This is a genomic window from Actinomadura sp. NPDC049382 (assembly GCF_040677125.1).
Taxonomy (GTDB): domain Bacteria; phylum Actinomycetota; class Actinomycetes; order Streptosporangiales; family Streptosporangiaceae; genus Spirillospora; species Spirillospora geliboluensis.
Map to the genome: position 1 here is coordinate 1 of NZ_JBFARO010000023.1, position 25,896 is coordinate 25,896.

26 protein-coding genes and 2 pseudogenes are annotated in these 25,896 nt (G+C 71.5%); 16 read left to right on the plus strand and 12 right to left on the minus strand.

The window, feature by feature from the left end:
• The 3 genes and pseudogenes from AB0K34_RS16695 to AB0K34_RS16705 all read left to right on the plus strand — a co-directional run.
• Window positions 1–377, plus strand: a pseudogene (locus AB0K34_RS16695) (hypothetical protein); the annotation flags it as partial.
• An 8-nt stretch (window positions 378–385) separates the two neighbouring features.
• Window positions 386–661: pseudogene (locus AB0K34_RS16700) on the plus strand (hypothetical protein); the annotation flags it as partial.
• Window positions 630–857 (plus strand): hypothetical protein, encoded by a 228-nt coding sequence (locus AB0K34_RS16705; protein WP_356948719.1) that lies wholly within the window; start codon window positions 630–632, stop codon window positions 855–857. The pseudogene AB0K34_RS16700 and the gene AB0K34_RS16705, both read left to right, overlap by 32 nt.
• Before the next feature lie 317 nt (window positions 858–1,174).
• On the opposite strand, the gene AB0K34_RS16710 is transcribed toward AB0K34_RS16705, so the two are convergent.
• Window positions 1,175–2,620: an FG-GAP-like repeat-containing protein gene (locus AB0K34_RS16710; protein WP_301174024.1), complete on the minus strand. Its 1,446-nt coding sequence runs from the start codon at window positions 2,618–2,620 to the stop codon at window positions 1,175–1,177.
• 160 nt (window positions 2,621–2,780) lie between these two features.
• Here AB0K34_RS16710 and AB0K34_RS16715 point away from each other — a divergent pair, with 160 nt between their 5' ends.
• Window positions 2,781–3,368: a hypothetical protein gene (locus tag AB0K34_RS16715; protein WP_301174025.1), complete on the plus strand. Its 588-nt coding sequence runs from the start codon at window positions 2,781–2,783 to the stop codon at window positions 3,366–3,368.
• A 4-nt stretch (window positions 3,369–3,372) separates the two neighbouring features.
• On the opposite strand, the gene AB0K34_RS16720 is transcribed toward AB0K34_RS16715, so the two are convergent.
• The gene (locus AB0K34_RS16720; protein WP_301174026.1) at window positions 3,373–3,861 is read right to left on the minus strand and encodes a TIGR03618 family F420-dependent PPOX class oxidoreductase; all 489 of its coding nucleotides are present in this window, start codon (window positions 3,859–3,861) and stop codon (window positions 3,373–3,375) included.
• Between the two features lie 73 nt (window positions 3,862–3,934).
• A complete protein-coding gene (locus AB0K34_RS16725; RefSeq protein WP_301174027.1) occupies window positions 3,935–4,540 on the minus strand; it encodes a TetR/AcrR family transcriptional regulator in 606 nt (201 codons plus the stop codon).
• 104 nt (window positions 4,541–4,644) lie between these two features.
• Between AB0K34_RS16725 and AB0K34_RS16730 the strand changes: the two genes are divergently transcribed.
• The 4 genes from AB0K34_RS16730 (at window position 4,645) to AB0K34_RS16745 (ending at window position 10,140) form a co-directional block, all read left to right on the plus strand.
• A complete protein-coding gene (locus AB0K34_RS16730; protein ID WP_301174072.1) occupies window positions 4,645–5,832 on the plus strand; it encodes an MFS transporter in 1,188 nt (395 codons plus the stop codon).
• A gap of 56 nt (window positions 5,833–5,888) precedes the next feature.
• On the plus strand, window positions 5,889–6,389 hold the full coding sequence (locus AB0K34_RS16735) for an FBP domain-containing protein (RefSeq protein WP_364549434.1): 501 nt from the start codon (window positions 5,889–5,891) through the stop codon (window positions 6,387–6,389).
• A gap of 90 nt (window positions 6,390–6,479) precedes the next feature.
• Window positions 6,480–9,224, plus strand: coding sequence for an AAA family ATPase (locus tag AB0K34_RS16740; RefSeq protein ID WP_364549437.1), 2,745 nt, complete (start codon window positions 6,480–6,482; stop codon window positions 9,222–9,224).
• Between the two features lie 190 nt (window positions 9,225–9,414).
• On the plus strand, window positions 9,415–10,140 hold the full coding sequence (locus AB0K34_RS16745) for an SDR family NAD(P)-dependent oxidoreductase (protein ID WP_364549440.1): 726 nt from the start codon (window positions 9,415–9,417) through the stop codon (window positions 10,138–10,140).
• A 96-nt stretch (window positions 10,141–10,236) separates the two neighbouring features.
• Here the strand turns inward: AB0K34_RS16745 and AB0K34_RS16750 are convergent, their stop codons facing one another.
• The 4 genes from AB0K34_RS16750 to AB0K34_RS16765 all read right to left on the minus strand — a co-directional run bounded on the left by AB0K34_RS16750 (window position 10,237) and on the right by AB0K34_RS16765 (window position 13,449).
• A complete protein-coding gene (locus tag AB0K34_RS16750) occupies window positions 10,237–10,812 on the minus strand; it encodes a universal stress protein (RefSeq protein WP_171069254.1) in 576 nt (191 codons plus the stop codon).
• A gap of 241 nt (window positions 10,813–11,053) precedes the next feature.
• Window positions 11,054–11,827 carry an ABC transporter permease gene (locus AB0K34_RS16755; RefSeq protein ID WP_364549443.1) on the minus strand — a complete coding sequence of 258 codons (774 nt, stop codon included), beginning with the start codon at window positions 11,825–11,827 and terminating at the stop codon, window positions 11,054–11,056.
• Entirely contained in the window at window positions 11,824–12,768 is a 945-nt protein-coding gene (locus tag AB0K34_RS16760; protein WP_138639358.1) for an ATP-binding cassette domain-containing protein, read from the minus strand. Before AB0K34_RS16760 ends, AB0K34_RS16755 begins: the two co-directional genes overlap by 4 nt.
• A 12-nt stretch (window positions 12,769–12,780) precedes the next feature.
• Window positions 12,781–13,449: a DUF4097 family beta strand repeat-containing protein gene (locus AB0K34_RS16765; protein ID WP_138639359.1), complete on the minus strand. Its 669-nt coding sequence runs from the start codon at window positions 13,447–13,449 to the stop codon at window positions 12,781–12,783.
• Between the two features lie 223 nt (window positions 13,450–13,672).
• On the opposite strand from AB0K34_RS16765, the gene AB0K34_RS16770 reads away from it, so the two are divergent.
• On the plus strand, window positions 13,673–14,416 hold the full coding sequence (locus AB0K34_RS16770) for a helix-turn-helix domain-containing protein (RefSeq protein ID WP_138639365.1): 744 nt from the start codon (window positions 13,673–13,675) through the stop codon (window positions 14,414–14,416).
• 182 nt (window positions 14,417–14,598) lie between these two features.
• Here the strand turns inward: AB0K34_RS16770 and AB0K34_RS16775 are convergent, their stop codons facing one another.
• The gene (locus AB0K34_RS16775) at window positions 14,599–15,096 is read right to left on the minus strand and encodes a MarR family transcriptional regulator (RefSeq protein ID WP_138639360.1); all 498 of its coding nucleotides are present in this window, start codon (window positions 15,094–15,096) and stop codon (window positions 14,599–14,601) included.
• Between the two features lie 198 nt (window positions 15,097–15,294).
• Here AB0K34_RS16775 and AB0K34_RS16780 point away from each other — a divergent pair, with 198 nt between their 5' ends.
• Window positions 15,295–16,761: an MFS transporter gene (locus AB0K34_RS16780; protein ID WP_364549447.1), complete on the plus strand. Its 1,467-nt coding sequence runs from the start codon at window positions 15,295–15,297 to the stop codon at window positions 16,759–16,761.
• Between the two features lie 22 nt (window positions 16,762–16,783).
• Here AB0K34_RS16780 and AB0K34_RS16785 read toward each other — a convergent pair whose 3' ends face one another.
• Complete coding sequence (locus AB0K34_RS16785) at window positions 16,784–17,980, minus strand: site-2 protease family protein (RefSeq protein ID WP_364549450.1); 1,197 nt, start codon at window positions 17,978–17,980, stop codon at window positions 16,784–16,786.
• A gap of 141 nt (window positions 17,981–18,121) precedes the next feature.
• Here AB0K34_RS16785 and AB0K34_RS16790 point away from each other — a divergent pair, with 141 nt between their 5' ends.
• The 5 genes from AB0K34_RS16790 to AB0K34_RS16810 all read left to right on the plus strand — a co-directional run bounded on the left by AB0K34_RS16790 (window position 18,122) and on the right by AB0K34_RS16810 (window position 23,558).
• Complete coding sequence (locus AB0K34_RS16790; RefSeq protein ID WP_138639363.1) at window positions 18,122–18,571, plus strand: hypothetical protein; 450 nt, start codon at window positions 18,122–18,124, stop codon at window positions 18,569–18,571.
• Between the two features lie 94 nt (window positions 18,572–18,665).
• Complete coding sequence (locus AB0K34_RS16795; protein ID WP_138642213.1) at window positions 18,666–19,472, plus strand: SDR family oxidoreductase; 807 nt, start codon at window positions 18,666–18,668, stop codon at window positions 19,470–19,472.
• 108 nt (window positions 19,473–19,580) lie between these two features.
• Window positions 19,581–20,909: an FAD-binding oxidoreductase gene (locus AB0K34_RS16800; RefSeq protein ID WP_364549454.1), complete on the plus strand. Its 1,329-nt coding sequence runs from the start codon at window positions 19,581–19,583 to the stop codon at window positions 20,907–20,909.
• Between the two features lie 46 nt (window positions 20,910–20,955).
• Window positions 20,956–21,321 (plus strand): Mth938-like domain-containing protein, encoded by a 366-nt coding sequence (locus tag AB0K34_RS16805; RefSeq protein ID WP_364549456.1) that lies wholly within the window; start codon window positions 20,956–20,958, stop codon window positions 21,319–21,321.
• 209 nt (window positions 21,322–21,530) lie between these two features.
• Entirely contained in the window at window positions 21,531–23,558 is a 2,028-nt protein-coding gene (locus tag AB0K34_RS16810) for a protein kinase (protein WP_364549459.1), read from the plus strand.
• 31 nt (window positions 23,559–23,589) lie between these two features.
• Here AB0K34_RS16810 and AB0K34_RS16815 read toward each other — a convergent pair whose 3' ends face one another.
• Window positions 23,590–24,084: a GNAT family N-acetyltransferase gene (locus tag AB0K34_RS16815; RefSeq protein ID WP_364549617.1), complete on the minus strand. Its 495-nt coding sequence runs from the start codon at window positions 24,082–24,084 to the stop codon at window positions 23,590–23,592.
• 26 nt (window positions 24,085–24,110) lie between these two features.
• A complete protein-coding gene (locus tag AB0K34_RS16820) occupies window positions 24,111–24,986 on the minus strand; it encodes an NAD(P)-binding domain-containing protein (RefSeq protein ID WP_364549462.1) in 876 nt (291 codons plus the stop codon).
• A 97-nt stretch (window positions 24,987–25,083) separates the two neighbouring features.
• Between AB0K34_RS16820 and AB0K34_RS16825 the strand changes: the two genes are divergently transcribed.
• Entirely contained in the window at window positions 25,084–25,425 is a 342-nt protein-coding gene (locus AB0K34_RS16825; protein ID WP_364549465.1) for a helix-turn-helix domain-containing protein, read from the plus strand.
• Here the strand turns inward: AB0K34_RS16825 and AB0K34_RS16830 are convergent.
• Window positions 25,412–25,852 carry an ATP-binding protein gene (locus tag AB0K34_RS16830; RefSeq protein WP_364549467.1) on the minus strand — a complete coding sequence of 147 codons (441 nt, stop codon included), beginning with the start codon at window positions 25,850–25,852 and terminating at the stop codon, window positions 25,412–25,414. The two genes, AB0K34_RS16825 and AB0K34_RS16830, sit on opposite strands and share 14 nt — an antisense overlap.
• Between the last annotated feature and the right edge of the window lie 44 nt (window positions 25,853–25,896).

Genomic DNA, 25,896 nt, shown 5'->3' on the forward strand with positions numbered 1-25,896 from the left:
GCACGGGCGCCCGCACCTCCCGGCACCTGCCCGAGGAGGACCTGCAGACCCACCTCGCGCGAGCCGCCCTGGCCATGGCGCCGGTCTACCGCGCCGACGTCAGCCTCCACCTCACCCTCGCCACAGCGACGACCCGGCTCCAGGACCACCTCGGCGACGGAACCCTCACCCCCGAAGGCGACCGGACGCGATGGCGCAGCGCCCGCGACACCGTCGAATGGCTCGCGCTCCGCCTCCTGTCCCTCGACTGCCCCTTCGAGGTCCACAGCCCGCCGGCCCTGCTCGACCACCTCGCCCGCATCCACGACCACACCCGTAACACCGCGCCCAGAGATGAAACCATCACCGACCGAGAGCCCAACAAGGAGGCACCGTGAGCAGGTCGGTGATCCGCTTCCCGACGCCTCCCATCGACGACCACTACCGATTGCACGACGTCTTCCACCTAGCACATGCCGCCGTGCTCGACCGGTCCCCGGTCATCCGCTCCCTCATGAAGCTGAAGCGGCGCTCCCGGCCCGACATCGACCTCGCCGAGGACGGCGGCAGGGCGATCGCCATCGAGGAGGCCATGTCCGCGCTGGTGTTCGCCTACGCGAGCGAGCACAACTACCTCGAAGGCAAGGCCCATGTCGACAACGCCCTGCTGGAGACCATCCGCTCCATCACCGCCCAGCTTCGAGGTTTCCACTCGCCGCGCCGCCGACTGGGAGAAGGCCATCCTCACCGGCTACCGCGCTTGGCGGCGCCTCCGCGAAACCGACGGCGGCTTCCTGGACTTCGACATGACCGCCCAGACCCTAGAGGCGTTGGCGTCCGGCGCGGGTGGAGGCGCCGTGGAAGATGATCTTCCCTAGCGTGGAATTCGGGGTGGACGAGACCCTGCGCTGATGCTGGTTAGCGGGTTTCGTCGGTTCCCCACTCGGAGTTGGGAGTGGTGTGCCTGCGGAGAGCGCAGGCTGCCACTCCTTCGTCATGTTTACCCGGGGGGCGACCCCCGGACCCCCGATGTGGGGGCTCCGCCCCCACGCCCCCTTGCGGGCTTCGCCCGCCTCGGTTTCGCCTTCGGTTTGGGGCTTCGCCCCTCTCCCCCCCCTTTCGTGGTTCCTGGGGCTTGCTGTGCTTGTTTGGGCTCCAGGGCCCCGCGCCCTTAGGCGCGAGGCCCTGGGCGGGGTTAGCCGTTCCAGCCTGGGGTTAGTTGTTGGCGGGCTGCGAAGCCTGTTGGGCGGCCTGCGTAGACGTACATGACGCCGGTGTTGCTCTGGACGCCGATGAGGTCTGAGACGCCGTCGCCGGTGATGTCGCCCGTGTAGGTGAGGGAGCGGATGCCGCCCCAGCCGGAGCCGAGTTGCTTGGGGGTGCCCAGGGCCTTCGGGGCGCCGGGGTAGACCCACAGGGTGCCTTCGGAGATGCGCACTGCGATGAGGTCGGGTTTGCCGTCGCCGGTGATGTCATTGACGCCGACCAGCTTGGTCATGCCGTTCCAGCCTCCATTTCCGATCTTGATTCGGGTGCCCAGGGCGTTCGTGCCGCCCGGGTAGAGCCAGAGGGTGCCGTCGTCCTTCTTGGCGGCGATCAGGTCCGGTTTGCCGTCGCCGGTCAGGTCGCCGATGCCGGTGAGGTCCTTCATGCCGTTCCAGCCGCTGTTCCCGATCTTGATTCGGGTGCCTAGGGCGTTGGTGCCGCCGGGGTAGAGCCAGAGGGTGCCGTCGTCCTTCTTGGCGGCGATCAGGTCCGGTTTGCCGTCGCCCGTGAGGTCTCCGGTGCCGGTGAGTTCGGTCATGCCGTTCCAGCCGCCGGTCCCGATCAGGCGTCGGTCCGAGGCGGCCAGCGTTGGGCCAGGGTAGAGCCAGAGTTTTCCGGTCGCGCGGTCGACGCCGGCGAGGTCGGCGGTGCCGTCGCCGGTCAGGTCGCCGACGCTCGACAGGTCGGCGTCGGTGTGGCCGGTGACCTTGAACATGCCGCTGGGCTGCATGTCCGCGGCGAGCTTCGCGGCGGTGATGGTGTGCGAGCCGCCCGTGGACTTCCACGGGTCCCACACGGTGATCGTGCCGGCGTCGCGGTCGTAGCCGTAGGCGACGATCGCGTGGCCGACGTTGGAGCCGCTCATGCCGGCGTTCCACGGCAGCTTCTCCATCCACACGCCGAGGACGGGCGCCCGCTTGAGCACGCCGACGTTGTAGGAGACCTGCTCCATCATGGTCGACGCCGTCGAGGCGCTGGAGAAGCCGTAGCTGTAGCCGAGCGGGTCCACGTAGCCGTTCATGACGGGCAGCGCCTGGTTGCCGCTGGTGCCGTCGGCAGGGGTCGTGCCCATCTTGGCGGCCAGGGTCTCCTGGCTGACGGACACCCCGAACGTCGACAGGCTCATCGACGCCGAGGTGGGCACGCAGTTGTAGTTCGTGTTCTGGTAGCGGCCCGTCAGGGGCAGCTTCGCCGAGGCCGGCGCCGCGGCGGCCGCCGAGGCGGCGACCTTCGGCGCCATGAGGGAAGGGGACGCGGTGACGACCGCGTCGCCGCGCGGCGGGCGGGGGGCCGCGTTCGCGGGCCCTGCCGTTCCCGCCACGGCCGCCAACGCGAGCGCGGCCGCCGATGCCGCCAAGGGCAGGCGCCGATTCATGGGGTCTCCTTGCGTTCGAGGGGAGCGGCCGGTTCTCCGGAGGTGGGCGCGCCGGGCCGCCGACCAAGATCTTTTGACGCTGCCGAGGAGGAGATGGTTCTCTGCGCACTGGTGGGGATGGGGCGGGCTCTTGAGGAGCCGGGAAAGGGCGGTGTCGGGCGTGGGCGATGAACTCGTGATTCGGCCGGACTACCGGACGGGCGTGCTCGTGCTGGTCATCCTGGCGGTGGTCGCCGTGGGCGTGATCGGCGCGATCCTGGTCGGCGATGCGCCGGAGGGGTTCGCTCTGATCGTGGGCGTTCCGTTCGCCGCGCTGATCCCCCTGTGCATCGGGGCCCTGGTCCGTGCTCGGATCACCGTGAACGCTCACGAGCTCGTCGTCCAGGACTTGATCTCCGTCAAGGTGCGGCCGCGCTCGCATGTCGCGGAGGTGGTGCGGGCGAGCATCACCGCGCCTCGCGGCGGGGCCGGCGAGAGCCTGTTCGTGCTGGACGCGCAGCGTCAACTGCTCGTGAGGGTGCACGGTGGTCTCTACGGTCACGAGGATCTCGGCCGACTGGTGGACGCGCTCGGCGTGCCGTGCAGCGGGCCCGACGGGCCTGTCAGCCCCAAGAAGTTCGCTGAGGCGTATCCGGGTCTCTTGTCGTGGGTAGAACGGCATCCCTACCGGCTCGCGTTCGGGTTCGCGGGCCTCGTGTGCGTCGTGGGGTTGGTAGTGGTGCTCGTCTTGATCGCGGCAACGTCCTGATCCCTTAGGTCAGGGGACCGTCCAGGGCGATTCCGTACATGTGGGAGACCCGGAGCCGGATGACGAGGCGCCGGTCCTGCACCATCCGCTCGAAGAACTCCGCTTCGTCGGCCGGGTCGATCGGGCCGAACAGCGGCAGCAGTTCGCGGCCGACGGCGTCGCCGGGCTGCGTGGTGACGTCCGAGACCTCGGCCTCGCCCTCGGCGACGGCGTAGGAGAGGACGGTCTCGCCCTGGACCTGGAACGTCGCGCGCGGGTCCCGGAGGAGGTGGCGCACCTTGATGCGGTCGGCGACCGACGGGATCCGGATGATCAGTTCGTCCGGATCCCACGTGTAGACCATCGAGGCCAGGTGCGGCTGGCCGCTGCGCTTCAGTGTCGCCAGCGAACCGAATTGCTGCCCGCCGAGGAGCCGGCTCGCCTCCTCCCGGGTGAGGGCGCGGGGGCCGGGCCCTTGGCCAGGGCGGTACTCGGGGGTGTTGTCGTCGGTCATGGTCGCCCTCCTGGTGGTAGCCAACAGGAGGGACTTTAGCAGATAGTTTTGTTGTAGATGATTTTGTTCGGATCTACCGGTCTGTGGTCGTGTCAGGGCCCAGGGAGTGGATCGCGGCGTCGATCGCGGTGGCCAGGCGGGCGGGGTCGTGGCCGGCGCGTTCTCGGACGCGGAGCCCGAGGACTGTTGTGAACAGCAGTTCCACCGAGGCGTCGATGTCGAGGGTGGTGGGCAGTTCGCCCCTCTGGCGGCCCTCGAGCAGGAGTGAGCGCAGGGCCTGGCGGGTGACCTCGAAGGCGGCCTCGGTCCGCTGGTGGATCTGGTCGTCGGCGGTGCCGAGCTCGGTGGCGGTGTTGACCACGAAGCAGCCTCGGCCGGGCTCGCCGTCGGACGGGCAGGAGACCAGCCACAGCATCCAGTCGCGCAGCACCTCGCGGACCGGGCGGCCGGCGGCGTCCAGCCGCTGCTCGGCCTCGGCGGAGTCGGTGGCCCGGTAGTGGTCGAGCGCGCGCAGGAAGAGCGTGTGCTTGTCGGTGAACGTCCGGTACAGGCTGCTCGGAGTGAGTTCGAGTTCGGCGCCCAGGTCGCGCACCGAGGTGGCGTTGTAGCCGCGGCGCCAGAACAGCCCGGTCGCCCGGGTGACCGCGTCCTGCTCGTCGAACTGCCGGGGGCGTGCCATGCCCGTCACCCTACCCGGCTTGTGGAGCGATCGCTCCCATACTAGGGTCCGTCGTCATATGGGAGCGATCGTTCCCAAATGATGAGGAGGCATCCGTGACGACGATGGGCAAGTCCGCGGTCCAGGCGGAGCAGGCTCCACCGAAGAGCCGGTGGGCGGCGGTCACCGTGGTGGCGCTCGGAACGTTCCTGCTGGTGACCGCCGAGCAGCTGCCGATCGGGCTGCTGACCCGCGTCGGGTCGGCGCTGGCGGTCTCCGAGGGGACGGCCGGGCTGATGGTGACCGTGCCGAGCCTGGTCGCCGCGGTCGCGGCGCCGCTGGTCCCGGTGCTCGTCGGCGGGATGGACCGGCGCCTGCTGCTGCTCGGGCTGATGGGGCTGATGACGCTCGCCAACGTGGCCTCGGCCCTGGCGCCGAGCTTCACCGTCCTGGTGACCTCCCGGGTGCTGGTCGGGGTGGCGATCGGCGGCTTCTGGGCCGTCGCGAGCGGCCTCGCCGTCCGGCTCGTCGCCCCGGCGGCGGTGCCGCGCGCCACCGCGGTCATCTTCGGCGGCGTCGGAGCCGCCAACGTGTTCGGCGTCCCGCTCGGCACGCTGCTCGGCGACTTCTCCGGCTGGCGCGTCGCGTTCGCGACGCTGAGCGCCCTGGCGCTCCTCGCGTTGCTGGCCCTGCTGGCCGTGCTTCCGCCGCTGGCCGCGTCGCGTCCGGTCCGGCCGCGGCTGCTGGCCGCGCAGTTCCGCAACCCGGGCGTCCGCGTCGGCATCCTGGCGACGTTCCTCATCGTGACCGGTCATTTCGCGGCCTACACCTTCGTCAGCCCGGCGCTGCAGAGGCTGTCGGGAATCGACGAGCGGCTCGTCGGCCCGCTGCTGTTCGCCTTCGGTGCGGCGGGCATGGCCGGCAACTTCGTCGCCGGTGCCGCGCTGGCCCGCCGTCCGCACCGGACCGTGCTGGTGATCGCCGTGGCGCTGGCGGCTGCGATGCCGCTCTACCCGGTGCTGGGCGGGACGCCGGTCGGCGGCGCCCTCCTGCTGATCACCTGGGGCGCGGCCTTCGGCGGCGTGTCGGTCGGCCTGCAGACGTGGATGATCAAGGCGGCGCCCCAGGCCGTGGAGGCGGCCTCCTCGCTGTGGGTGGCGGTGTTCAACCTGTCGATCGGCCTGGGTGCCCTGGTGGGCGGTGTCATCGTCGACTCGCTCACCCTCCAGGCCGTCCTGTGGGTCGGTGGTGCCTTCGCCTTGGCGGCCGCAGTAGCGGTCTGGTGTGCGCGTACCAACGAGAACCTGCGCTGAGCCAGGCCGATAAATGCTTTGCCCGTGCGTTGGACGCGAACCTAAACTCGCAGGTCATGCGTCCGATAACCGAACGCGGCCTGCGGTCCTGCTTCGTCAACTGCTCCAAGGGCGAGGCCAAGCGCCTCACCCTTCCCAAGGACTTCGCGGAGTCGCCCTGGGACGACCTCGACTTCCTCGGCTGGCGGGATCCGAAGGCCCCCGACCGCGCTTACCTGGTCGTCGAGACGGACGACCGGCTCACCGGGGTGGCGTTGCGGCTCGCGTCCGCGCCGGGCAAGGCGCGCGGGTTCAACTCGACCAGCCTGTGCTCGTTCTGCCAGACCGTGCACACGGGCGGCGGTGTCGCGTTGATGAGCGCGCGGCGCGGCGGCGACGCCGGCAAGCAGGGCAACACCGTTGGCCGGTACCTGTGCGCCGACCTTGCCTGCTCCCTTTACGTGCGGGGACGGAAGCAGACCTTGCTGGGCACCGGGGACGACGGTGTCGCCGTCGAGGAGAAGGCCGCGCGCATCAGGGCGAATCTGGACGAGTTCATCGGCTCGGTCGTCGCCTGATCGTCTCCATCCCTCGCCCTCTCCACCGCCGGGCGCATTCGGACATAATGAGCGGTGCTGCGGCATCGTCCGCAATTAAGGCTGGGTGCGGTGGACCAACTGCTCGGGCGGGACGCGGAGCGCGCTCTTCTGGATCAGGCGATCGCGGCGGTGCGCGCCGGGGAGAGCCGCGTGCTGGTCCTGCTGGGGGAGCCCGGCGTCGGGAAGTCCGCGCTCCTGGGCTACGCCGAGCGCGCGGCGACGGGCGTCCGGGTGCTGCGTGCGGCGGGCGTCGAATCGGAGATGGAGCTGGCGTTCGCCGCTCTGCACCAGCTGTGCGTCCCGCTGCTGGACGGCCTGCCGAACCTGCCGGAGCCGCAGCGTGAGGCGCTGGAGACCGTGTTCGCGTTGCGCGCCGGGCCTCCGCCGGAGCGCTTCCTGGTCGGGCTCGCGGTGCTGGGGCTGCTCTCGGACGCGTCCGAGAAGGGCCCCCTGCTGTGCGTGGTGGACGACGCGCAGTGGCTGGACCGCGCGTCGGCGCAGATCCTCGGATTCGTCGCGCGCCGCCTGCTGGCCGAGTCGGTCGCCCTGCTGTTCGGCTCCCGGGAGCGTCCGCGGGATCTGATCGGGCTGCCGGAGCTGGAGGTCGCGGGCCTGGCGGAGGCGGACGCGCGGGCGCTGCTGGAGTCGGCGGCGCGGGTCCGGCTCGACCGGCACGTCCGCGAGCGGTTCCTCGCGGAGACGAGGGGCAACCCGCTGGCCCTGCTGGAACTGCCGCGCGGGCTGTCGGCGACGCAGCTGGCGGGCGGTTTCGGCCTGCCGCACGCCGGCGCGCTCCCGAACCGGATCGAGCAGAGCTTCCTGGCCCGCATCGAGGCGCTTCCCGAGCAGGCCCGGATGCTGCTGCTGGTCGCCGCCGCCGAGCCCACCGGCCGGCCCGCCCTGGTCTGGGCGGCCGCCGAACGGCTCGGGATCACGCCCGAGGCGGCCCTCGCCGCCGGGACGGACGGGCTGCTGGAGTTCGACACCCGGGTGATCTTCCGCCATCCGCTGGTGCGGTCGGCCGTGTACGGGTCGGCGGGGCGGCGGGACCGCCGGTCGGCGCACCTGGCCCTCGCCGAGGTGACGGACGCGGAGGCCGACCCCGACCGCCGTGCCTGGCACCTCGCGTCTGCCGCGACCGGGCCGGACGAGGAGGTCGCCGCCGAACTGGAACGGTCCGCCGGACGGGCGCAGGCGCGCGGCGGGCTGGCCGCCGCGGCGGCGTTCCTGCAGCGGTCCGCGGTGCTCAGCGTCGACACCGCGCGGCGCGCCGACCGGGCGCTGGCGGCGGCCGACGCCGCGCTCCGGGCGGGCGACCTCGACGCCGCGCGGCAGCTGGCCGCCCTCGCCGACCGGAACGCCCGGACCGAGATCCAGCGGGTGCGCGCCCACCTCGTCCACAGCCACATCACGTTCGCGGCGGGCTTCGACGACGCGGCGCCGCCGATGCTGCTGGAGGCCGCGCGGCGGCTGGAGCCGTTCGACATGGACGCGGCGCGGGAGACCTACCTCATCGCCTGGGGCAGCGCGTCCTACGGGGCCGCGAACCGGGAGAGCCTCGTGGCGATCTCCGAGGCGATCGGGCGGCTGCCCCCGCCGGACGGGCCGCCGAGCGTCCGCGATCTCGTGCTCGAGAGCTACGCGCTGCTCGTCACCGCCGGCCGGAGCGCCGCGCTGCCGGTGATGCGGAAGGCGGTGCGCGCGCTCACCGACGCCCCCTCCCAGGACCTGCTGAAGTGGAGCTGGGCCGCGAACGGGCTGGTCGCGCTGGCCTGGGAGGACGGGCTCATGACCGGGACGCCCGCCCGGGTGCTGGCGGAGGTCCGCGCGGCCGGCGCCCTCGCCGACCTTCCCGTCTACCTGCACGCGCTGGGCATCCCGGTCTCGCTCAGCGGCGACCTCGACGCCGCCGCCGAGATCGCCGCCGAGTCCGAGGACGTCGCCGCCGCGACGGGCGTGCCGATGACGCAGCACACCCGGCTGCTGCTGGCCGCGCTGCGGGGCCGGGAGGCGGACGCGTCGCCGCTGCTCACCGCCGCGATCGAGGAGGCGGGCGCCGGCGGCCAGCTCGCGGGCGTCGCGACCGCGCAGTGGGCGACGGCGATCCTCTACAACGGCCTGGCCGACTACGAGCGCGCGCTGTCGGCGGCCCAGGCCACCATCCAGAGCGCGAACGAACTGGTCTGCCAGTGGGCGCTGCCCGAGCTCGTCGAGGCGGCGGCGCGCACCGGGAACGGCACGGCCGCCCACGGGGCGCTGGCTGAGCTGGCGGGCACGGCCGAACCCTGCGACACCGACTGGGCGCAGGGCATCCTGTCCCGCTGCCGGGCGCTGCTGAGCGACGACGGCGCCGCGGCCGACCTGTACCGCGAGGCGATCGAGCGGTTGGGGCGGACGGTCCTGCGCCCCGAACTGGCCCGCGCTCACCTGCTGTACGGCGAGTGGCTCCGCCGCGACCGCCGGCGGGTCGAGGCGCGGACCCACCTGCGCACCGCGTACGACATGTTCACGTCGATCGGGATGGAGGCGTTCGCCGAGCGCGCGCGGCGCGAACTGCTCGCGACCGGCGAGACCGTCCGCAAACGCAGGAACGACGCCGCGACGGACCTGCGGCTGACGCCGCAGGAGCAGCAGATCGCCCTGCTCGTCCGGGACGGCCTGTCCAACCCGGAGGTCGCGGCCCGCCTCTTCGTGAGCCCCCGCACCGTCGAATGGCACCTCCGGCAGGTGTTCGCGAAGCTCGGGATCAGCTCGCGCAAGCAGCTCCCCGGCGTCCTGCCGCGCGACGAGTCGGTGCCCACACCCCGCGCGTAGCCGCGTTCGGGCGGTCTCGGCGGCCCTAGCCGGAGCCGACCAGTGACACACCCTGGTGCGACCGGTGACCGGCTGGACGAGATTTGGACCGTCGGCGTTCCGCCGAGCGCCCGGAGGCGCGGGTCAAGCGACCGGCTCCCGGGTCCACCGGTCACCGAGTCCTCCGTGGCCACGAGCGAATGAGGCAGCCTTGTCGGAGCAGCCGCTGGAGGGAGCCGTCGCGCTCGTCACCGGAGCCGGCGACGGGATCGGCGCGGCGACCGCGCGCCGCCTCGCCCGCGAGGGCGCGGTCGTCGCGCTGCTCGGCCCCCGCGGCGACCGCCTGCGGCAGGTCGTGGGCGACATCGCGGACTTCGGCGGGTACGCCGTCGCGCTGGAGGCCGACCTCACCGAGCCGGACCGGGCCGAGGACGCGGTGCAGGAGGCGCTGGACCGGTTCGGGCGGCTGGACGTCCTGGTCAACGATGCCGGGATCATGCTGCTCAACTCGGCGCTGCACACCACCGTCGAGGAGTGGGACCGGATGGTCGCGCTCAACGTGGCGGCGCTGCTGCACGTCACGCACGCCGCCGTCCCGCATCTGATCTACGCGGCGTCGACGTCGCCGCGGCAGGTCGCGGACCTGGTGAACGTCGGCTCGACGGCCGGGCGCGCCGCCCGGCCGGGAAGCAGCGTCTACTCCCTGACGAAGTCCGGCCTGAACGCCTTCACCGAATCGCTGCGGCAGGAGCTGCTCGGCGAGCGGGTCCGGGTCAGCGTGGTGGAGCCCGGCTTCGGCGAGGCCGGCCGGGGCATCGCCGGGTCGGGGGCCCTGCGTGCGGAGGACGTCGCGGACGCCATCGGCTACATCGTCACGCGGGACCGGCGGGTCGCCGTCAACCAGATGATGGTGCGCTCCGGCGACCAGACGTGGTGACCGCACAGGCGTTCAGGAGACCGGTTCAGCGGGAGCGGTCGGCGTCCATGCCTTCGCGCGACCGCTCCGTTCCTTCTCATGGCGCCTCCCGCGCCATTAGCCGGGGAAAAGGAGGCCGGAATTGAGGTGCAGTTCCAGTGGCCCGGTAGTCGCGAGCAGTCCGTGCAGGCCGATTTCGTCCTGCTGGGCGTCGACCGGGTCGAACAGCCATTGCGCGGGCGAGAGCCGCACTGCCTGCGCCGTCCGGCGCACCACGACCACGTCGCACAGGACGTAGGTGGAGACGCCCAGCCCGGCCGAGTTGACCGGCGGCTCGCTGAAGGTGCCGAGGCCGTGGTCGGCGAGCCCGCGGTCGCCGATCACCAGCAGCTCGGCCTCGCGCGCCGCCTCGATCAGCGCGGGCCGGGGGTCGCCCCGGACGACCGCGGTGGTCACGGGGACGCGGGGCTCGGCGGCCAGGGCCGCGGCGCGCGCCCGCTCCAGGACCGCGCCGGGGCCGTCGCCGATCGCCTCCACGGCCTCGGCGATCCCGTCCTCCTCGGCGAACGCCTTCCACGCCACCGAGGCGGCGTGCAGGACGTGCAGCGCGATCGTGCGCCGAGCCGCCTCGCGCGCGGCCCATCCGACGGCCCGGAGGCCCGCCTGCGAGCCGTCGGCCACCACCACGATCATGTCCGTCTCCTCTGTTTCGCGCATCGCGCCCGGACCAAGGGGGCGGTCAATGTGCCTCGTCCCGGTCGATGAATGGAGGTGAAATGCGATTCCCCGGGTCGTCGGTTGCCGTCCGCCACCACGTACGACCAACCGGCCCCGCCGTTTGTGACACCTCGAATGGCAGAGAACATGCGCAAAAGTTCAGGGCCGTCCGACCTGGTGGTCGGGCGGCCCTGTCCAGTGGGCTGGCATTGGGGGGTCAGGCTTTGTTGAAGGTCCGCTTGGCCCAGAGGTAGGAGGCGACGGCGATGCCGGCGCACCAGGCGGTGGCGATCGCGGCGTTGTCGCCGATCTCGGTGCCGAGCAGCAGGCCGCGGACGGTCTCCATGATCGGGGTGAAGGGCTGGTAGTCGGCGAACCAGCGCAGGGCGGTGGGCATGGAGTCGGTGGGGACGAAGCCGCTGCCGAGAAACGGCAGCAGGACCAGCGGCAACGGCGCGTTGCTGGCCGCCTCGGGGGTCGAGGACTTCAGGCCGAGCGCGACCGCCAGCCAGGTGACGGCCAGGATGAACAGGGTCAGCAGGCCGAGGGCGGCCAGCCACTCGACGGCGGTCGCGTTCGGGCGGAACCCGATCGCGAAGGCGATGCCGATGAGGACCGCCATGCCGAGGAGCTGCTGGACGACGCTGCCGATGACATGGCCGGTGAGCACCGACGCCCGGGAGATCCGCATGGTGCGGAAGCGGGCGATGATCCCCTCGGTCATGTCGGTGGCGACCATGACGGCGGTCCCCGTCGCGGCGGTGGCCGCCGCCATGAGCAGGATGCCGGGCAGGACGTAGTCGACGTAGGCGTCCCGGCCGCCGCCGAGGCCGCCGCCGAGCGTCCCGCCGAGGACGTAGACGAACAGCAGCAGCAGGATCACCGGAGTGATGATCAGCTGGACGGTCATGGACGGGTAGCGGAGCAGCCGCTTGAGCTGGCGCCGGACCATGGTGGACGAGTCGCGGGCGGCGAGGGCGAGGGTGCTCATCGGACGGGCTCCTTCTGGTTCTGCTGGCCGGTGAGGGTGAGGAAGACGTCGTCGAGGTCGGGGGTGTGGACGCTCATCTCGGCGACGTCGATGGCGCGTCCGTCCAGCAGGACGAGCAGTTCGCGGACGGCGTGGACGCCGCCGTCGCTCGGCACCCGCAGGGTGAGCGCGTCCGCGTCGGCGATGCCGGTGCCGACGGCGTCGCGGGCCGCGCCGAGCAGGTCCGCGTCGGCGAAGGTGAGCTCGATGTGGCCGCCGGGGATGAGCCGCTTGAGCTCCTCGGCGGTGCCCTCGGCGATCAGCCGCCCGTGGTCGAGCAGCGCGATCCGGTCGGCGAGCTCGTCGGCCTCCTCCAGGTACTGGGTGGTGAGGAAGATCGTGACGCCGCCCGCGACGAGCTCCCGGACGATCTGCCACATGCCGCGCCGGCTGCGCGGGTCGAGGCCGGTGGTGGGCTCGTCCAGGAAGATCAGGCGCGGGTCGCCGACGAGCGTCATCGCGAGGTCGAGCCTGCGCTGCATGCCGCCGGAGTAGGTGGAGGCGGGCTTGCGCGCCGCGTCCACCAGGTCGAAGCGCTCCAGCAGTTCGGCCGCCTTGCGCTTGCCGTCCCGGCGGGACAGGTGCCACAGGTCGGCCATGAGGAGCAGGTTCTCCTCGCCGGTGAGCAGCTTGTCGACGGCGGAGTACTGGCCGGTGACGCCGATCGCGCCGCGCACCTCGTCCGGCTCGCGTTCCAGGTCGTGGCCGGCGACCTGGACGGCGCCGCCGTCGGCCTCGATCAGGGTGGACAGGATCTGGACGGTGGTCGTCTTGCCGGCGCCGTTCGGGCCGAGCAGGGAGAAGATCGTCCCCTCGGGGACGGCCAGGTCGACGCCGTCGAGCACGGTCTTGTCGCCGTAGGACTTGCGGAGCCCGGTCGCGGCGATGGCCAGGGGGGTCATGGTCGGTGCTCCTCAGAGGCTGCGGGCGACGATGTCGCCGTGGCTGGTGGTGGCGTGGATCGCCAGGTCGGCGACGCCGCCGGCGTTCTTGAGCGAGTTGCGGATCCGGCCGTGGGAGGTGCCGGCGTCCAGCGAGGCGGAGACCCCGGCGGCGGCGCCGACCGACACCTCGCCGGACTGGGTGCGCAGCACGACCGTGCCGCGCACGGCCTCGGCGACGCTGATGTCGCCCTTCTGGGTGCTGATCTGCGCGGGGCCGGTGAGGCGGCCGACCGAGACGTCGCCGGCGGCGGTGGTGAGCCGGACGCCCGCCGCCTCGTCGATCTTGATGGGGCCGTGGGAGCCCTCGAAGGCGACCTCGCCGAGCCGTCCGACGCCGCGGAACTCGCCGCTGGCGGACTTCGCCTCGACCCGCGAGCCGGCGGGCAGCTGGACCGTCACCTCGACGGACCCGGACGGGCCGAAGAGCTGGTTGCGCGGCGCGGTGCCCGTGATCCGCAGCACGCCGTCGCCGTACTCGACCTCGGTCTGCTCCGCGGCCTGCACGTCGCGGGACTTGTCGGGGTTCGCGGGGCGGACCTCGACCGCGCTGTCGGCCCGGTCGGCGGCGATGATCTGGACGCGGCCCGCGGGGATGTCGAGGACGGCGGTGATCGGGGCGGGGGTGTCGAAGCGGTGCATCGTGCGCTCCTCGGCTCGTTGTTTCGAACAATGGAAACGCTACGTTGCCTTTCCGATCCTGGCAACAAGCTCGTTGCACTAGAACAACATCTCTGCACGTCAACATGCGATAATCGTTGCAACAACCTGACGTGGAATGCAATGATTGACTGCCGCTGCGTTGCAATGAATGACCGTGAACGCTAAGCTGGGCGCGGAGCGCAGACGCATGAAGGAGGCCGCGATGCCGGGAGGCCGGCTCACCCAGCAGGAACGCCGGCAGATCGCGCTGGGCCTGGCCGACGGCCTCGCCTACGCGGAGATCGCCAGACGGCTCGACCGACCCACGTCCACGGTCACCCGCGAGGTGATGCGCAACGGCGGGCCCACCGGCTACCGCGCCGACCTCGCCCATCGCGCCACCGAGCGCCGTGCCAACCGGCGCAGGCAGACCGCTTCGCGCGCGCCGGGCGCCATCCCGCAGGCCGACGGGCGCGACCCGGAGGCGCTGCGCGAGTACGAGGAGGCCGTCACGGACGTCCTCATGCAGTCGGGCCTGGCCAACCGGATGATGGCGCGGATGCTGGTCGCCCTCTACATGAGCGACTCGGGCAGCCTCACCGCGTCCGAGCTCGTCCAGCGGCTCCAGGTCAGCCCGGCGTCGGTCTCCAAGGCGATCAAGTTCCTGGAGAGCCAGGACCTCGTCCGCCGGGTCCGGGAGGAGGGCCGCCGCGAGCGCTACGTCGTCGACGAGGACCTCTACTACCAGTCCATGATCGGCAGCGTCCGGTCCCTCCACCAGCAGGCCGAGATCCTCAGGCAGGGCGTCGGCATCCTGGGGCCCGGGAGCCCGGCGGCCGTCCGGCTGGAGAACGTCTCGCGCTTCCTCGACTTCGTCGCCGAGAGCCTCGGCCGCGCCTCCGACCAGGCCCGCGAGGTCCTCTACAGCGGCGTCCCGGCGACCGAGCCGAAGCCGGACGACGCGTAGCACGGCCGCCGCTGGGCCGGGCTACCCGTCGTCCGTCCGCGTGCCCGGACGGATCGTGGCCTGCGAGCAGCACGGTCGCGCTAGGCCGGCGTCGTGCAGCAGGGCCTCCACGTCCGCGTGCACCTGCACGATGGGATCGCTCTGGCGGACGGCCCGGTAGGGCGCGGTCAGATCGTCTGCTGTCAGGCGTGGAGTCTGGTGTCCGCGGGCTGGTCGGCGTCCGAGTTCTTCTTCGTGTTCGTCGGACGGGGCCAGGTGCGCCCGCTGAGGCGTTCTATGTCGGTGTTGAAGCGGCGCAGGTACGCGGCGAAGGTGGCGATGTCCTCGTCCGACCAGTCGGCCATGACGCGGTCGAGGCCGTTGATGATGATCGTGCGCTCCTCGTCGAGGAGGCGGGCGCCCTCGGCGGTAATGCGGAACTTGCGGGCGATGCCGCCCTCCGGGTCGGGGATGCGCTCCAGGAGGCCGGCGCGCATCGCCGCGGCGGTCTGCCGGTTGAGGGTCGAGGCGTCGAGCCCGAACGCCTCGCTGAGTTCGCCGATGGACATCGGCCCCTGGAGGCGGATCCGGCTGAGCAGCACGTAGGCGCTGCGTTCCAGTCTCCCGGCCCGGTGGCGCATGACCTCGTGCCGGCTGAGCAGCATCTGCTCGTACTCGACCTCGTGCGTGGGCCTGACCATGGCCGTTGCCCTCCTCCTGCCGGGACCGCCCGCCCCTTCGGGGGCGTCCCGGTTCCATCCTCGCAGAGAGCTCTCCGGACGCGCGGAGAGAGGTGTGCATCACACACATCGTGTGCTTCATACATAGTACGTGTATCGTGCACGTTTGGTGCCGGCCGACGGCCGGACGGATACGGACGACACGCAAGGAGCCGCGTCATGGACGCCCCTCAGCCCGCTGCCCGATCGGGCGGTGTGGTCGCCACGCTGGCGCTCGCCGGCATCACCGCCGCGATCATGCAGACGCTGGTCACGCCGCTGATCGCGGACCTGCCCAAGATCCTGCACACCTCGCCGTCCAACAGCGCGTGGGTCATCACGGTCACCCTGCTGGTGGGGGCCGTGTGCGTGCCGGTCTTCGGCCGCCTGGGAGACCTCGTGGGCAAGCGCCCGATGCTCCTGGTCTGCGCGGTGCCGCTGATCGCGGGCTCGGTGGTGTGCGCGCTGTCGTCGTCGGTCGTCCCCATGATCGTCGGACGCGGGTTGCAGGGCATGGGGATGGGCATGGTGCCGCTCGGCATCGCCCTGCTGCGGGACGTGGTGCCGCAGGAGAAGCTCAGCTCGTCCATCGCGGTCGTCAGCGCGTCCATGGGCATTGGAGGCGGCCTCGGTCTGCCGATCGCCGCGGCGATCGCCGAGTACGCGAGCTGGCGCGTGCTGTTCTGGGGGGCGACCGGCCTCGCCGCGCTCATCGCGGTGCTGATCTGGCGGCTGATCCCGGACGTCCCGGCCGGGGCCAAGGGCGAGCGGTTCGACGCGCCCGGCGCGGTCGGGCTCGGCATCGGGCTGGTCTGCCTGCTGCTGGCGGTGTCGAAGGGCGCCGACTGGGGCTGGACGTCCGCCACCACGCTCGGCCTGTTCGTCGCGGCCGTCGTGGTGCTGCTGGGCTGGGGCGTCTGGGAGATCCGCACCACGCAGCCGATCGTCGACCTGCGCACCACGGCCCGTCCCCGGGTGCTGCTGACCAACCTCGCCTCGATCTTCGTCGGGGTCGGCATGTACGCGTCGATGCTGATCGTCCCGCAGCTGCTGCAGTACCCCAAGGCGACCGGATACGGCCTCGGTCAGTCGATGCTCGCCGCCGGCCTGTGGATGGCGCCCGCCGGCATCGTGATGATGCTCGTCTCCCCGGTCGGCGGGAAGATCACCAACGTCCGCGGCCCGAAGTTCACGCTCGTCATCGGCATCCTGGTGGTGGCCGCCGGCTACGGCGCGTCGCTCGGGCTCATGGGCGCGGCCTGGGGCCTGATGGTCGGTCTGATGATCATCAACTGCGGGGTCGGGCTGGCCTACGGCGCGATGCCCGCGCTGATCATGAGCTCGGTGCCGCTCAGCGAGACCGCCGCCGCCAACGGCTTCAACACGCTCATGCGCTCCCTCGGCACCTCCGTCGGCGCCGCCGTGGTCGGCGTGGTGCTGGCCGAGATGACCATCAACCTCGGCGGGCACGAGCTCGCGTCCGAGAACGGGTTCCGCGTCGGCCTGCTGATCGGCGCCGGCGTCGCGCTGCTGGCCGCGCTCATCGCCGCCACCATCCCGTCCGGACGCCGCGCGGTCGCCGGCGCCCATCGCGCCCCGGCCGCGCCCGCCGCCGTCGTGTCGAAGCAGGTCACGAGCGACACCTGAGCGCCGTCCGCCGCGCCCGTGTTCAGGACGACCAGGGGCCGCGCCGCCCGTGCCTGAGCGTCATGTCCGCGCCGCGCGGCGGCGGGTAGGGGTGGCTGCCGCGGAAGTCGCTGGTCTGCATCGCCCGGCTGATGTCGCTCGGGCTGACCAGGCCCACCACCTGGTCGCCGCCGCCCAGCACGACGGCGCGGCCGTCGGTGCAGCCCGCCATGCGGGGCAGCAGGTCGGTCAGCGGGTCGTCCGGGTGCGCGGTCGGGACCTGGTCGGGCGGGCAGGCGATGTCGGCGAGGCGGAGGGTGCTCCGCTCCTCGGGCGGGGTCGCGCGGACGCGGTTCAGCGTCACCAGGCCCGCCAGCCGCCCGTCCTCCACCAGCGGGTACGTCGAGAAGCGGTGGGTCAGGACGATCCCGTCGATCAGGGCCTGCACCGGCTGCTCGGCATCCGCCACGACGGGGTCGCGGGTCATGACCTCGCCGACGCGGATGCCGTGCAGGGCCGCGTTGACCCGCGCCTGCTGCTCCTCGGAGCTGGCGGCGCCGACGACGAAGAGCCCGATGAGGGCCAGCCACAGCCCGCCGAAACCGAGCCCGAGCACGAACTGCAGGAAGCCGATCGCGATCAGGAGGTAGCCGAAGAACCGCCCGGCGCGGGCGGCGGTGACGGCGGCGGCGGTCCGGTCGCCGCGGCGCCACCACAGGTACGCCCGCAGCACCCGGCCGCCGTCCAGCGGCGCCGCCGGGACCAGGTTGAACACGGCGAGGATCACGTTGATCCCGGCCAGGTAGGTGAGCGTCTCCACACCGAGGCCGGCGCCGGTCGCGGCGGCCGCCACCGCGGCCGCCGCCGCGAAGACCCCGCCCACGGCGAGGCTGGCGAGCGGGCCGACGACGGCGATCCGCAGGTCCGCGCCCGCCGAGCGCGGTTCGCCGCGCAGCTCGGCGACGCCGCCGAGCAGCCACAGCGTGATGCCGGAGACCTCGATCCCGTTGCGGCGCGCGACGACCGCGTGCGCCAGCTCGTGGACGAGCAGCGACACCAGCAGCAGGATCGCGCTGACCAGGCCCGCCACGACGTAGGCCCACGTGGCGAGGCCCGGGTGCACCTGCGGGAACCGGCCGAACGCCAGCCCGAAGACCAGGATCACCACGATCAGCAGCACGCTGTAGTTGACGCCGACCCGGACGCCGGCGATGCGGCCGAGGCGGATCGACTCCCTCATCGGCGCCTCCCGTCGTCGGTGCGTCCTCGGCCCGCGCGGGCACGGGCTCTACCTGCGCACGCACGGGCTACCCGCTGCCCGGACGTCCATGCCTTGGCGCGCCCGGGTGGGATCGCCGCTCGTTCGGGTAGCGGGCAGGGCATGGACAAGATGACGCGCGGACTGATCGCCGGTGCCGCCGGAACCACCGCCCTCAACGCGGTGACGTATCTGGACATGGCGGTTCGGGGGCGTCCGGCCAGCAGCACCCCTGAACAGAGCGTGGAGAAGCTGGCGGACGCCGCCGGAGTGGACCTCGGCGACGGCGAGAAGGCGGAGAACCGGAAGGCCGGGCTCGGCCCGATGCTGGGCTTCGGCACCGGCCTCGGCGCGGGGGCCGCGTACGGCGCGATCGCGGGACGCCGCAGCGTCCCGATGCCGGTCGCGACCGCGGCCCTGACGGTGCTCGCGATGATCGGGTCGAGCGCGCCGATGACCGCCCTCGGCCTCACCGACCCCCGCGAATGGTCGCCGACCGACTGGCTGATGGACGCCGTCCCCCACCTCGCCTACGGCGCCGTAGCCGCCGGCGTCTACGCCGCCCTCCGCTGAAGGCTTTTCCAGCCGGGCTGCAACCGGGTCGGGCGGGGCGGGGTTCAGAGGGTTCACGTCCGATCGGGCGTGCTCGCTCTCTGAAGGGAAACCCATGGATCTGCGGCTTGCCGGACGCGTCGCCGTCGTCACCGGAGCGTCGAAGGGCATCGGACTGGCGGTCGTGCGGACGCTGCTGGACGAGGGCGCCCGCGTGGCGGCGGTGTCGCGCAAGTCGGGGCCGGAGCTGGACGCGCTCGCCGGGCCGAACCTCCTGCACGTCCCCGCCGACCTCATGGACCCGGCCGCCCCGGCCGCGGCCGTGGAGCAGGCGGTGCAGGAGTTCGGCCGGCTCGACGTGCTGGTCAACAACGCGGGCGGCCCGCCGCCCGGGGCGACGCTGCCGCGCTTCGGCTTCCTGACCCCGTCGGACGACGACTGGCGCGACATGTTCGAGTTCAACCTGTTCGCGGTGGTCCGGGCGGTGCGCGCGGCGCTCCCGCACCTGCTGCGCAGCGACGCGGCGTCGATCGTGAACGTCTCGTCGGGGAACGGTCGCCGCCCCGGGCCGATGAACTACGACTACAACGCGGCCAAGGCGGCGCTGACCAACCTGACGCTGGGGCTGTCCGAGGAGTACGCGCCGCAGGGCGTCCGGGTGAACGCGGTGTCGCCGGGCCCGGTCCTCACCCCGTGGTGGACGGACGAGGGCGGCGCCGCCGACGTCATCGCCGGGGCGACCGGCTCCGACCGCGACGCGGTGCTGAACGGCGGGGCCGCCGAGATGATGGGCCTCACGACCGGCCGCCTCGCCGACCCGCAGGAGGTCGCGGACGTGATCGTCCACCTGGCGTCGCCGCGCTCGGCCAGCACGACCGGCGCCGACTACGCGGTCGACTCCGGCTTCCTCAAGGAATTCTGAGTCATAAGCGAACCTGCTGGCTCTGATCAGATCTATCTCTTGGACTTCTGGCAGGCGGCTCCCCAGGATGGGAGATGAGCAGCGAGAACGTCTTCAGAGGGGGTCGCCATGCTCGACATGATCAAGGGGCAGGTCTTCGCGCCGGGTGACGACGGATACGACGGCGAGCGGGTCGGCTTCCAGACGGCCGGCCCGCACCGTCCCGCGGTGATCGTCGCGGCGGCGGACGCGGACGACGTGCGCGCCGCCGTCCGGTACGCGGCCGAGCAGGGGCTGCCCGTGGCCGTCCAGAACACCGGCCACGGGCTGCCGCTCGGCGCCGACGGGGGCCTGCTGATCAGCACGCGGCGGATGACCGGGCTGCGCGTCGACGCCGAGGCCCGCACGGTGTGGATCGAGGCCGGTGTGCGGTGGGCGCAGGTCGTCGAGGAGGCGGCGAAGCACGGGCTGGCGCCGCTGTCCGGGTCGTCGCCGGGCGTCGGCGCCGTGTCGTACACGCTCGGCGGCGGCATCGGCCTGATGTCGCGGAAGTACGGGTTCGCGGCCGACCATGTCCGGTCGATCGACGTCGTGACGGCGGACGGCCGGGCGCGGCACGTCACGCCCGGCGACGACCTGTTCTGGGCGCTGCTCGGCGGCCGGGCGAACTTCGGCGTCGTGACGGGCCTGGAGATCGGGCTGCTCCCGGTCACGCGCCTGTACGGAGGCGGGCTGTACTTCGACGGCGAGCACATACCGGACGTCCTGGAGACCTGGCGCGCATGGACGGCGACCGTGCCGGACGAGATGACGTCATCGATCGCGCTGATGCCCGTCCCCGACATCCCGGTCTTCCCGGAACCACTGCGCGGGCGGCACGTCGCGCATGTCCGCATCACCTACTTGGGCGACGATGGGGAGCGGCTCATCGAGCCCCTGCGCGCCGTCGCCCCTCGCCTGATCGACACTGTGGACGACATGCCGTACACCGAGTCGGGGACGATCCACAACGAACCGCCCATCCCGATGGCGTACCACGCGACGAATGTCGCCCTGGATGAACTGGACGCGGGGACCGTCCGCGACCTGCTCGCCCTGGTGGGGCCGGGTGCGCCCGAGCGCGCGATCTTGGAGATCCGGCAGTTGGGCGGGGCGATGGCGCGGCAGCCGTCCGTCCCGAACGCGGTCGGCAATCGCGGCGCCGGCTACCTGGTCGGCGTCCTGTCGAAGTTGGAGCCAGGCGCCGATGTCGAGCCACTGCACACGCGGGTCGGGGACGCGCTCGCGGAAAAGGCGTCCGGCACACTCCTGAACTTCCTCTTCGGGCAGAATGCGACCCCGGATCAGGTACGCCGGGCCTACGCCCCGGAGACGTACCGGCGATTGGCCGCGCTAAAGGCGACTTATGACCCGTCCAACATCTTCAGCCTGAATCACAACATCCCACCCGCCACCTAAGCTTGCTCTATAACCTCCGCCGAGGTTGGTCCGAAAGGGGGTCCTGATGGCGAGGTCACCCCAGATCACGCACGTGTCATGGGGCCGGATGGAGGTCGAGGGCCTTGCCTCCGGCAAGGACTTCAAGCTGTATCCAGGCGGCGGCCGCGCTTGGGACTGGTCCGAGCACGGCACTCGTCACGAGCCGGGCATCCAGCCGGCCGACGTCCAGGAGCTTCTCGAACACGGCTGCACAGTGATCGTGCTCAGCCGCGGCATGGAACTGCGCCTGCAGACCATGCCCGAGACCATGGAGATGCTGAAAGACCACGGGGTCGAGGTCCACGTCGAGGAGACCACCGCAGCCGTCGAGCTCTACAACAAGCTCGCCCAGAGCAAGCCCGTCGGCGGCCTCTTCCATTCCACATGCTGACCAGCCCGAACACCCGCCAAAGTCAAAGCACGAGCTGAGCGCGTCTTTCTTTGGCTCAAGGTACGGCGCGGCGCGGCGACTGGCCCGTATCGAGATCGGCCGTCCACACCCGTCCGCTGATCTGGGCCTCGCCTTCCCCCGAAGACGAGTTGTTTGGGATGATCTCAACTCGTCCTTCGGGGATGGGCATTCTTGGAAGGTGTCTCTGGATGAAGCCGTTGCAGCCGGGCGATCCGGGCAGGGTGGGCCCATACCGGCTGGAGGGGAGGCTGGGCGGCGGCGGGATGGGGCTGGTGTTCCTGGGCCGGTCCCAAGGTGGGAGGCCGGTCGCCGTCAAGGTGGTGCGCCCGGAGTTGGCCGACGACGCCGGGTTCCGGCGCCGGTTCACCAACGAGGTGGAGGCGGCCCGGCGAGTCGGCGGCTTCTACACCGCCCAGGTGGTCGACGCCGATACCGTGGCGCACCCCCCGTGGTTGGCCACGGCGTTCATCCCCGGCCTGTCGCTCGAACAGGCCGTCCGTGTCCACGGGCCTTTGCCCGACGATGCGCTCAGCGCCCTGGGAGCGGGACTTGCCGAGGGACTGGCCGCGATTCACGACGCCGGTCTTGTGCACCGCGACCTCAAGCCCGGCAACATCATCCTCGCGGCGGACGGCCCCCGCGTCATCGACTTCGGCATCGCCCGTGCGCTGGACGACGCCCACACCTCGACCGTCGCGCTCGGGACTCCCGGGTACATGTCACCCGAACAGGCGCGTGGGTTGGAGGTCGGGCCGCCCAGCGACGTGTTCGCACTGGGAGCGGTCCTCACCTTCGCCGCGACCGAACGCGGCCCCTTCGGCACAGGGCCGGCCGGAACGATCGTCTACCGGATCGTCCATGAAGCCCCCGACCTGACCCGGCTCCCTTCTCACCTCGCGGGTCTGGTCGGCGACTGCCTGGCCAAAGACCCTGCGCTACGGCCGGGTCTCACCGAGATCCTGGACCGTTTCGCGGACACCTCCAAAGCGACCCGGGTCATGCCGAGCGGCTTCCTGGCGGAGGCGGGTGACCCCGCTGCGCACAGTTCGGCTGATGGTCGGATTGAGGTGTTCCTGCGTGGTGCGGACGATCACGTGTGGCATGTGTGGCAGGTCGTGCGGGATGGCGGCTGGTCTAATTGGGATGATATGAGCGGGTATCGCTTGCTTGCGAGTGATGGCCCGCTAGAGGTCGCAGGTGATCCGGCCGCGCATAATTCGGCTGATGGCCGGATCGAGGTATTTGTGCGTGGTGTGGACGGCCATCTGTGGCATGCGTGGCAGGTTGCTCGGGATGGCAATTGGTCCAACTGGGATGATATGAGCGGGTATCGCGCGCTTGCGAGTGACGGCCCGCTGGAACTCGCTGGTGACCCGACCGCGCACAATTCGGCTGATGGCCGGATCGAGGTGTTCGTGCGCGGTACCGACAGTCACCTGTGGCATGTGTGGCAGATTGCTCGGGATGGTGACTGGTCCAATTGGCAGGATCTTGGTCAGCATCGGCCGCTTCCGAATGGTGATGTGCTGACGGTAGTGGGTGATCCGGCTGCGCATAGTTCGGCTGATGGCCGGATCGAGGTGTTCGTGCGTGGTGCGGACGGCCATCTGTGGCATGTATGGCAGGTTGCTCGCGAGGGCCACTGGTCGAGTTGGGAGGATCTCAGTCGGCACCGTCCGCTCCCGAATGGTGACTTGCTGACGGTTGTGGGCGACCCGGTTGCGCATAGTTCGGCTGATGGCCGGATCGAAGTATTTGTGCGTGGTGCGGACGATCACGTGTGGCATGTGTGGCAGGTCGCTCGGAATGGTGACTGGTCTAATTGGCAGGATCTTGGTCGGCATCGGCCCCTCCCGAATGGGGCGTTGCTGACGGTGGCGGGTGATCCGGTTGCGCATAGTTCGGCTGATGGCCGGATCGAGGTCTTTGTGCGCGGCACCGACAACCACCTGTGGCATGTATGGCAGGTCGCAAGGGACGGCGACTGGTCGAGTTGGGAGGATCTCAGTCGGCACCGTCCGCTTCCGAATGGCGATCTGCTGACGGTTGTGGGCGACCCGGTTGCGCATAGTTCGGCTGATGGTCGGATCGAGGTGTTCGTGCGCGGTACCGACAATCACCTGTGGCATGTATGGCAGGTCGCAAGGGACGGCGACTGGTCCGACTGGGAAGATTTCGGCCCCTACCAACCGGCTCCAAATGGGGTGCCCGCCTGACGACTCCGGCGGCCCGCTGGAGAAGATCGCCCTAGACCTTCTCGGGGCGCGTCAGGTCCTTGACGTAGCGGTGGACGGGGACGTCGACCGTGCCGGTAGCGGTGGGGGCCTGGTAGGTGATCGGGCCGGTGTCGCGCCATCCGTGGTACTCGTACATGCGCCGGGCCCGCGTGTTGCCGGGGACGACCGCGAGCCATGCTTCGCGGTGCCGTCCCCGGAACCGGTCCTCCGCGCTCCGCAGCAGCGCGCCGCCGACGCCCTGCCCGCGGGCGGACTGGTCGACGGCCAACTGGATCACCTCGCCGTCGTCGTCCCCGAGGATGACCAGGCCGAGGATCCGGCCGTCGTCCCCGGCGGCGACGAGGGTGGAGGCCAGGTACGTCTCGGCGCGGTCGGCGAAGTGGTCGGGGCCGCGCGCGTCCATCAGCGCCTCGGGGACGTGACCGTCGTGGCCGTCGTGCCAGGCCGCCCGCCACAGCGGCGCGAGCGTCGGCAGGTCGGCGGGTTCGGCCGGTCTCACGATCATCATCGTCCCCTTTCCCGAGACGCCCCTTAGGCTTCGCGGAGCAGCAGGTCGACCACGCCGGTGGTGTCCTCGTCGGGGTGGCCGTCGGCGAGGCGGCGTTCCATCAGGGCCATGAACGGGGTGAGGAGTTCGGGGCTGACCCCTTGCTCCTCGGCCGTCCGCAGCAGCGTCCTGTTGCCCTGCACCATCATGGCGAGGTTGGACGTCACGCCCAAGGTGTAGTCGCCGCTTTCCAGGTGCTCCGCCATGCCGTCCGCCCCGCCGGCCATGGCGGTGAGCCACTCGATGAGCAGAGGGGCGAACTCCTTCGGCGACGTGGCCCCGCGCGTGAGCGCGAACGCATGGGCCATCCCGGCGAACATGCTGGTCATCGCGCTCAGCAGCGCCACGTCGTGCAGTGCGGCCGAACCGGCGTCCTCCCCGACGTACTTGGCGGCCGCCGGGACGCCCAGCGCGTCGCGGTGCTCGGCGAACAACTCAGGCGACCCGCTGTAGAAGACGTAGGCGCCCGACTCGGGGACGCCGATCATCGGCGGCACGGCCATGATGCCGCCGTCCAGGTACCGGGCCCCGCGTTCGGCCGCCCATCCCGCGCGCTGGCGGGCGTCACCGGGCGTCCCGGTGGTGATGTTGACCAGGTCCTTGCCCGTGAGGTCGGCGTCCGCGAGGGCTTCGCCGACCGACGCGTCGTCCAGCAGGCAGACGATCACGAGGCCGCTCGCGGCGACGGCTTCGGCGGCCGTCGCCGCCGCCTTCGCGCCCTCGGCGACGAGCGGCTCGGCGCGGCTCGCCGTCCGGTTCCACACGGTCGTCTCGTATCCGGCGGCCAGCCACGCGCGAGCGATCGCGGCGCCCATCGCGCCGAGGCCGAGCACGCTGATCTGCTTAGAGTCATGTCCCATGCCGTCCAGGCTCGGCCCCGTCCGCGCAGTTGATCAAGTACGCACTTCGAAGTGCGTGGTTACCCTGACTTCAGCGACGAGGTCAGGGGACGGAACGATGCGGACGGCACAGCGGCCGGGGTCTTACATCTGCGGGATCGACGCGGCGATGGACGTGATCAGCGGCAAGTGGAAGGGGCTGATCCTCTGGGCGCTGAACGAGCGGCCCTATCGCTTCGGCGAGCTGCGCAGGGAGCTGCCCGGCGTGACCGAGAAGGTGCTCGCCGCTCAGCTGCGCGAGATGGAGCAGGACGGGATCGTCCATCGCGAGGTGTTCGACGAGGTGCCGCCCCGCGTCGAGTACTCGCTGACACCGCGCGGCGTCTCGCTCAACGAGGCCCTGGCCCCGCTTGGGGCCTGGGGACGGGAGAACGTCCTCGCCCACATCACCCATCGCTGACGTCCTCGGCCGGCACCGCGCGGAACTCCGCCCACACGGCCGTGCCGTTCAACGACGGATGCGACCCCCAACTCTTGGAGAGCGCATCGACGAGGAACAGCCCACGGCCGTCCTCCGCGTACGGGTCGGTGCGGACCTGCGGCTGCTTCTGGGCGCCGCCCTGGTCGAGGACGGTCACGCGCAGCACGTCCTCGCGGGCGCTCACCACGACGGTGACCTGCCCGCCCGTGCCGGACGCGGTGTGCTCGCACGCGTTGGCGACCAGCTCGTCCACGCAGAGGACGACGTCGGCCAGCGCCTCGCCGTCCACATGGGTCGCGACCCCGCTCACGAAGGCCCGCGCGACCCGCGCGGACCTCGGCTCGCCGGGCATCGTGATCGTCCCGAGCAACCGCAGGTCCCCGGACTCCGCCTCACAAGGCGTCATTGCCTCACTCCCTCCGGTAATCGACGCCCGCAAGCATGAATGCC

Coding starts and splice junctions, on each gene's coding strand:
- AB0K34_RS16830 (WP_364549467.1), bottom strand. CDS start 25,852: ATGACGCCTTGTGAGGCGGAGTCCGGGGACCTGCGGTTGCTCGGGACG.
- AB0K34_RS16730 (WP_301174072.1), top strand. CDS start 4,645: ATGGGCAAGTCCGCGGTCCAGGCGGAGCAGGCTCCACCGAAGAGCCGG.
- AB0K34_RS16705 (WP_356948719.1), top strand. CDS start 630: ATGTCGACAACGCCCTGCTGGAGACCATCCGCTCCATCACCGCCCAGC.
- AB0K34_RS16825 (WP_364549465.1), top strand. CDS start 25,084: ATGCGGACGGCACAGCGGCCGGGGTCTTACATCTGCGGGATCGACGCG.
- AB0K34_RS16770 (WP_138639365.1), top strand. CDS start 13,673: ATGCCGGGAGGCCGGCTCACCCAGCAGGAACGCCGGCAGATCGCGCTG.
- AB0K34_RS16805 (WP_364549456.1), top strand. CDS start 20,956: ATGGCGAGGTCACCCCAGATCACGCACGTGTCATGGGGCCGGATGGAG.
- AB0K34_RS16755 (WP_364549443.1), bottom strand. CDS start 11,827: ATGAGCACCCTCGCCCTCGCCGCCCGCGACTCGTCCACCATGGTCCGG.
- AB0K34_RS16720 (WP_301174026.1), bottom strand. CDS start 3,861: ATGACCGACGACAACACCCCCGAGTACCGCCCTGGCCAAGGGCCCGGC.
- AB0K34_RS16785 (WP_364549450.1), bottom strand. CDS start 17,980: ATGAGGGAGTCGATCCGCCTCGGCCGCATCGCCGGCGTCCGGGTCGGC.
- AB0K34_RS16780 (WP_364549447.1), top strand. CDS start 15,295: ATGGACGCCCCTCAGCCCGCTGCCCGATCGGGCGGTGTGGTCGCCACG.
- AB0K34_RS16795 (WP_138642213.1), top strand. CDS start 18,666: ATGGATCTGCGGCTTGCCGGACGCGTCGCCGTCGTCACCGGAGCGTCG.
- AB0K34_RS16790 (WP_138639363.1), top strand. CDS start 18,122: ATGGACAAGATGACGCGCGGACTGATCGCCGGTGCCGCCGGAACCACC.
- AB0K34_RS16800 (WP_364549454.1), top strand. CDS start 19,581: ATGCTCGACATGATCAAGGGGCAGGTCTTCGCGCCGGGTGACGACGGA.
- AB0K34_RS16775 (WP_138639360.1), bottom strand. CDS start 15,096: ATGGTCAGGCCCACGCACGAGGTCGAGTACGAGCAGATGCTGCTCAGC.
- AB0K34_RS16735 (WP_364549434.1), top strand. CDS start 5,889: ATGCGTCCGATAACCGAACGCGGCCTGCGGTCCTGCTTCGTCAACTGC.
- AB0K34_RS16750 (WP_171069254.1), bottom strand. CDS start 10,812: ATGATCGTGGTGGTGGCCGACGGCTCGCAGGCGGGCCTCCGGGCCGTC.
- AB0K34_RS16815 (WP_364549617.1), bottom strand. CDS start 24,084: ATGATCGTGAGACCGGCCGAACCCGCCGACCTGCCGACGCTCGCGCCG.
- AB0K34_RS16765 (WP_138639359.1), bottom strand. CDS start 13,449: ATGCACCGCTTCGACACCCCCGCCCCGATCACCGCCGTCCTCGACATC.
- AB0K34_RS16820 (WP_364549462.1), bottom strand. CDS start 24,986: ATGGGACATGACTCTAAGCAGATCAGCGTGCTCGGCCTCGGCGCGATG.
- AB0K34_RS16760 (WP_138639358.1), bottom strand. CDS start 12,768: ATGACCCCCCTGGCCATCGCCGCGACCGGGCTCCGCAAGTCCTACGGC.
- AB0K34_RS16710 (WP_301174024.1), bottom strand. CDS start 2,620: ATGAATCGGCGCCTGCCCTTGGCGGCATCGGCGGCCGCGCTCGCGTTG.
- AB0K34_RS16810 (WP_364549459.1), top strand. CDS start 21,531: ATGAAGCCGTTGCAGCCGGGCGATCCGGGCAGGGTGGGCCCATACCGG.
- AB0K34_RS16725 (WP_301174027.1), bottom strand. CDS start 4,540: ATGGCACGCCCCCGGCAGTTCGACGAGCAGGACGCGGTCACCCGGGCG.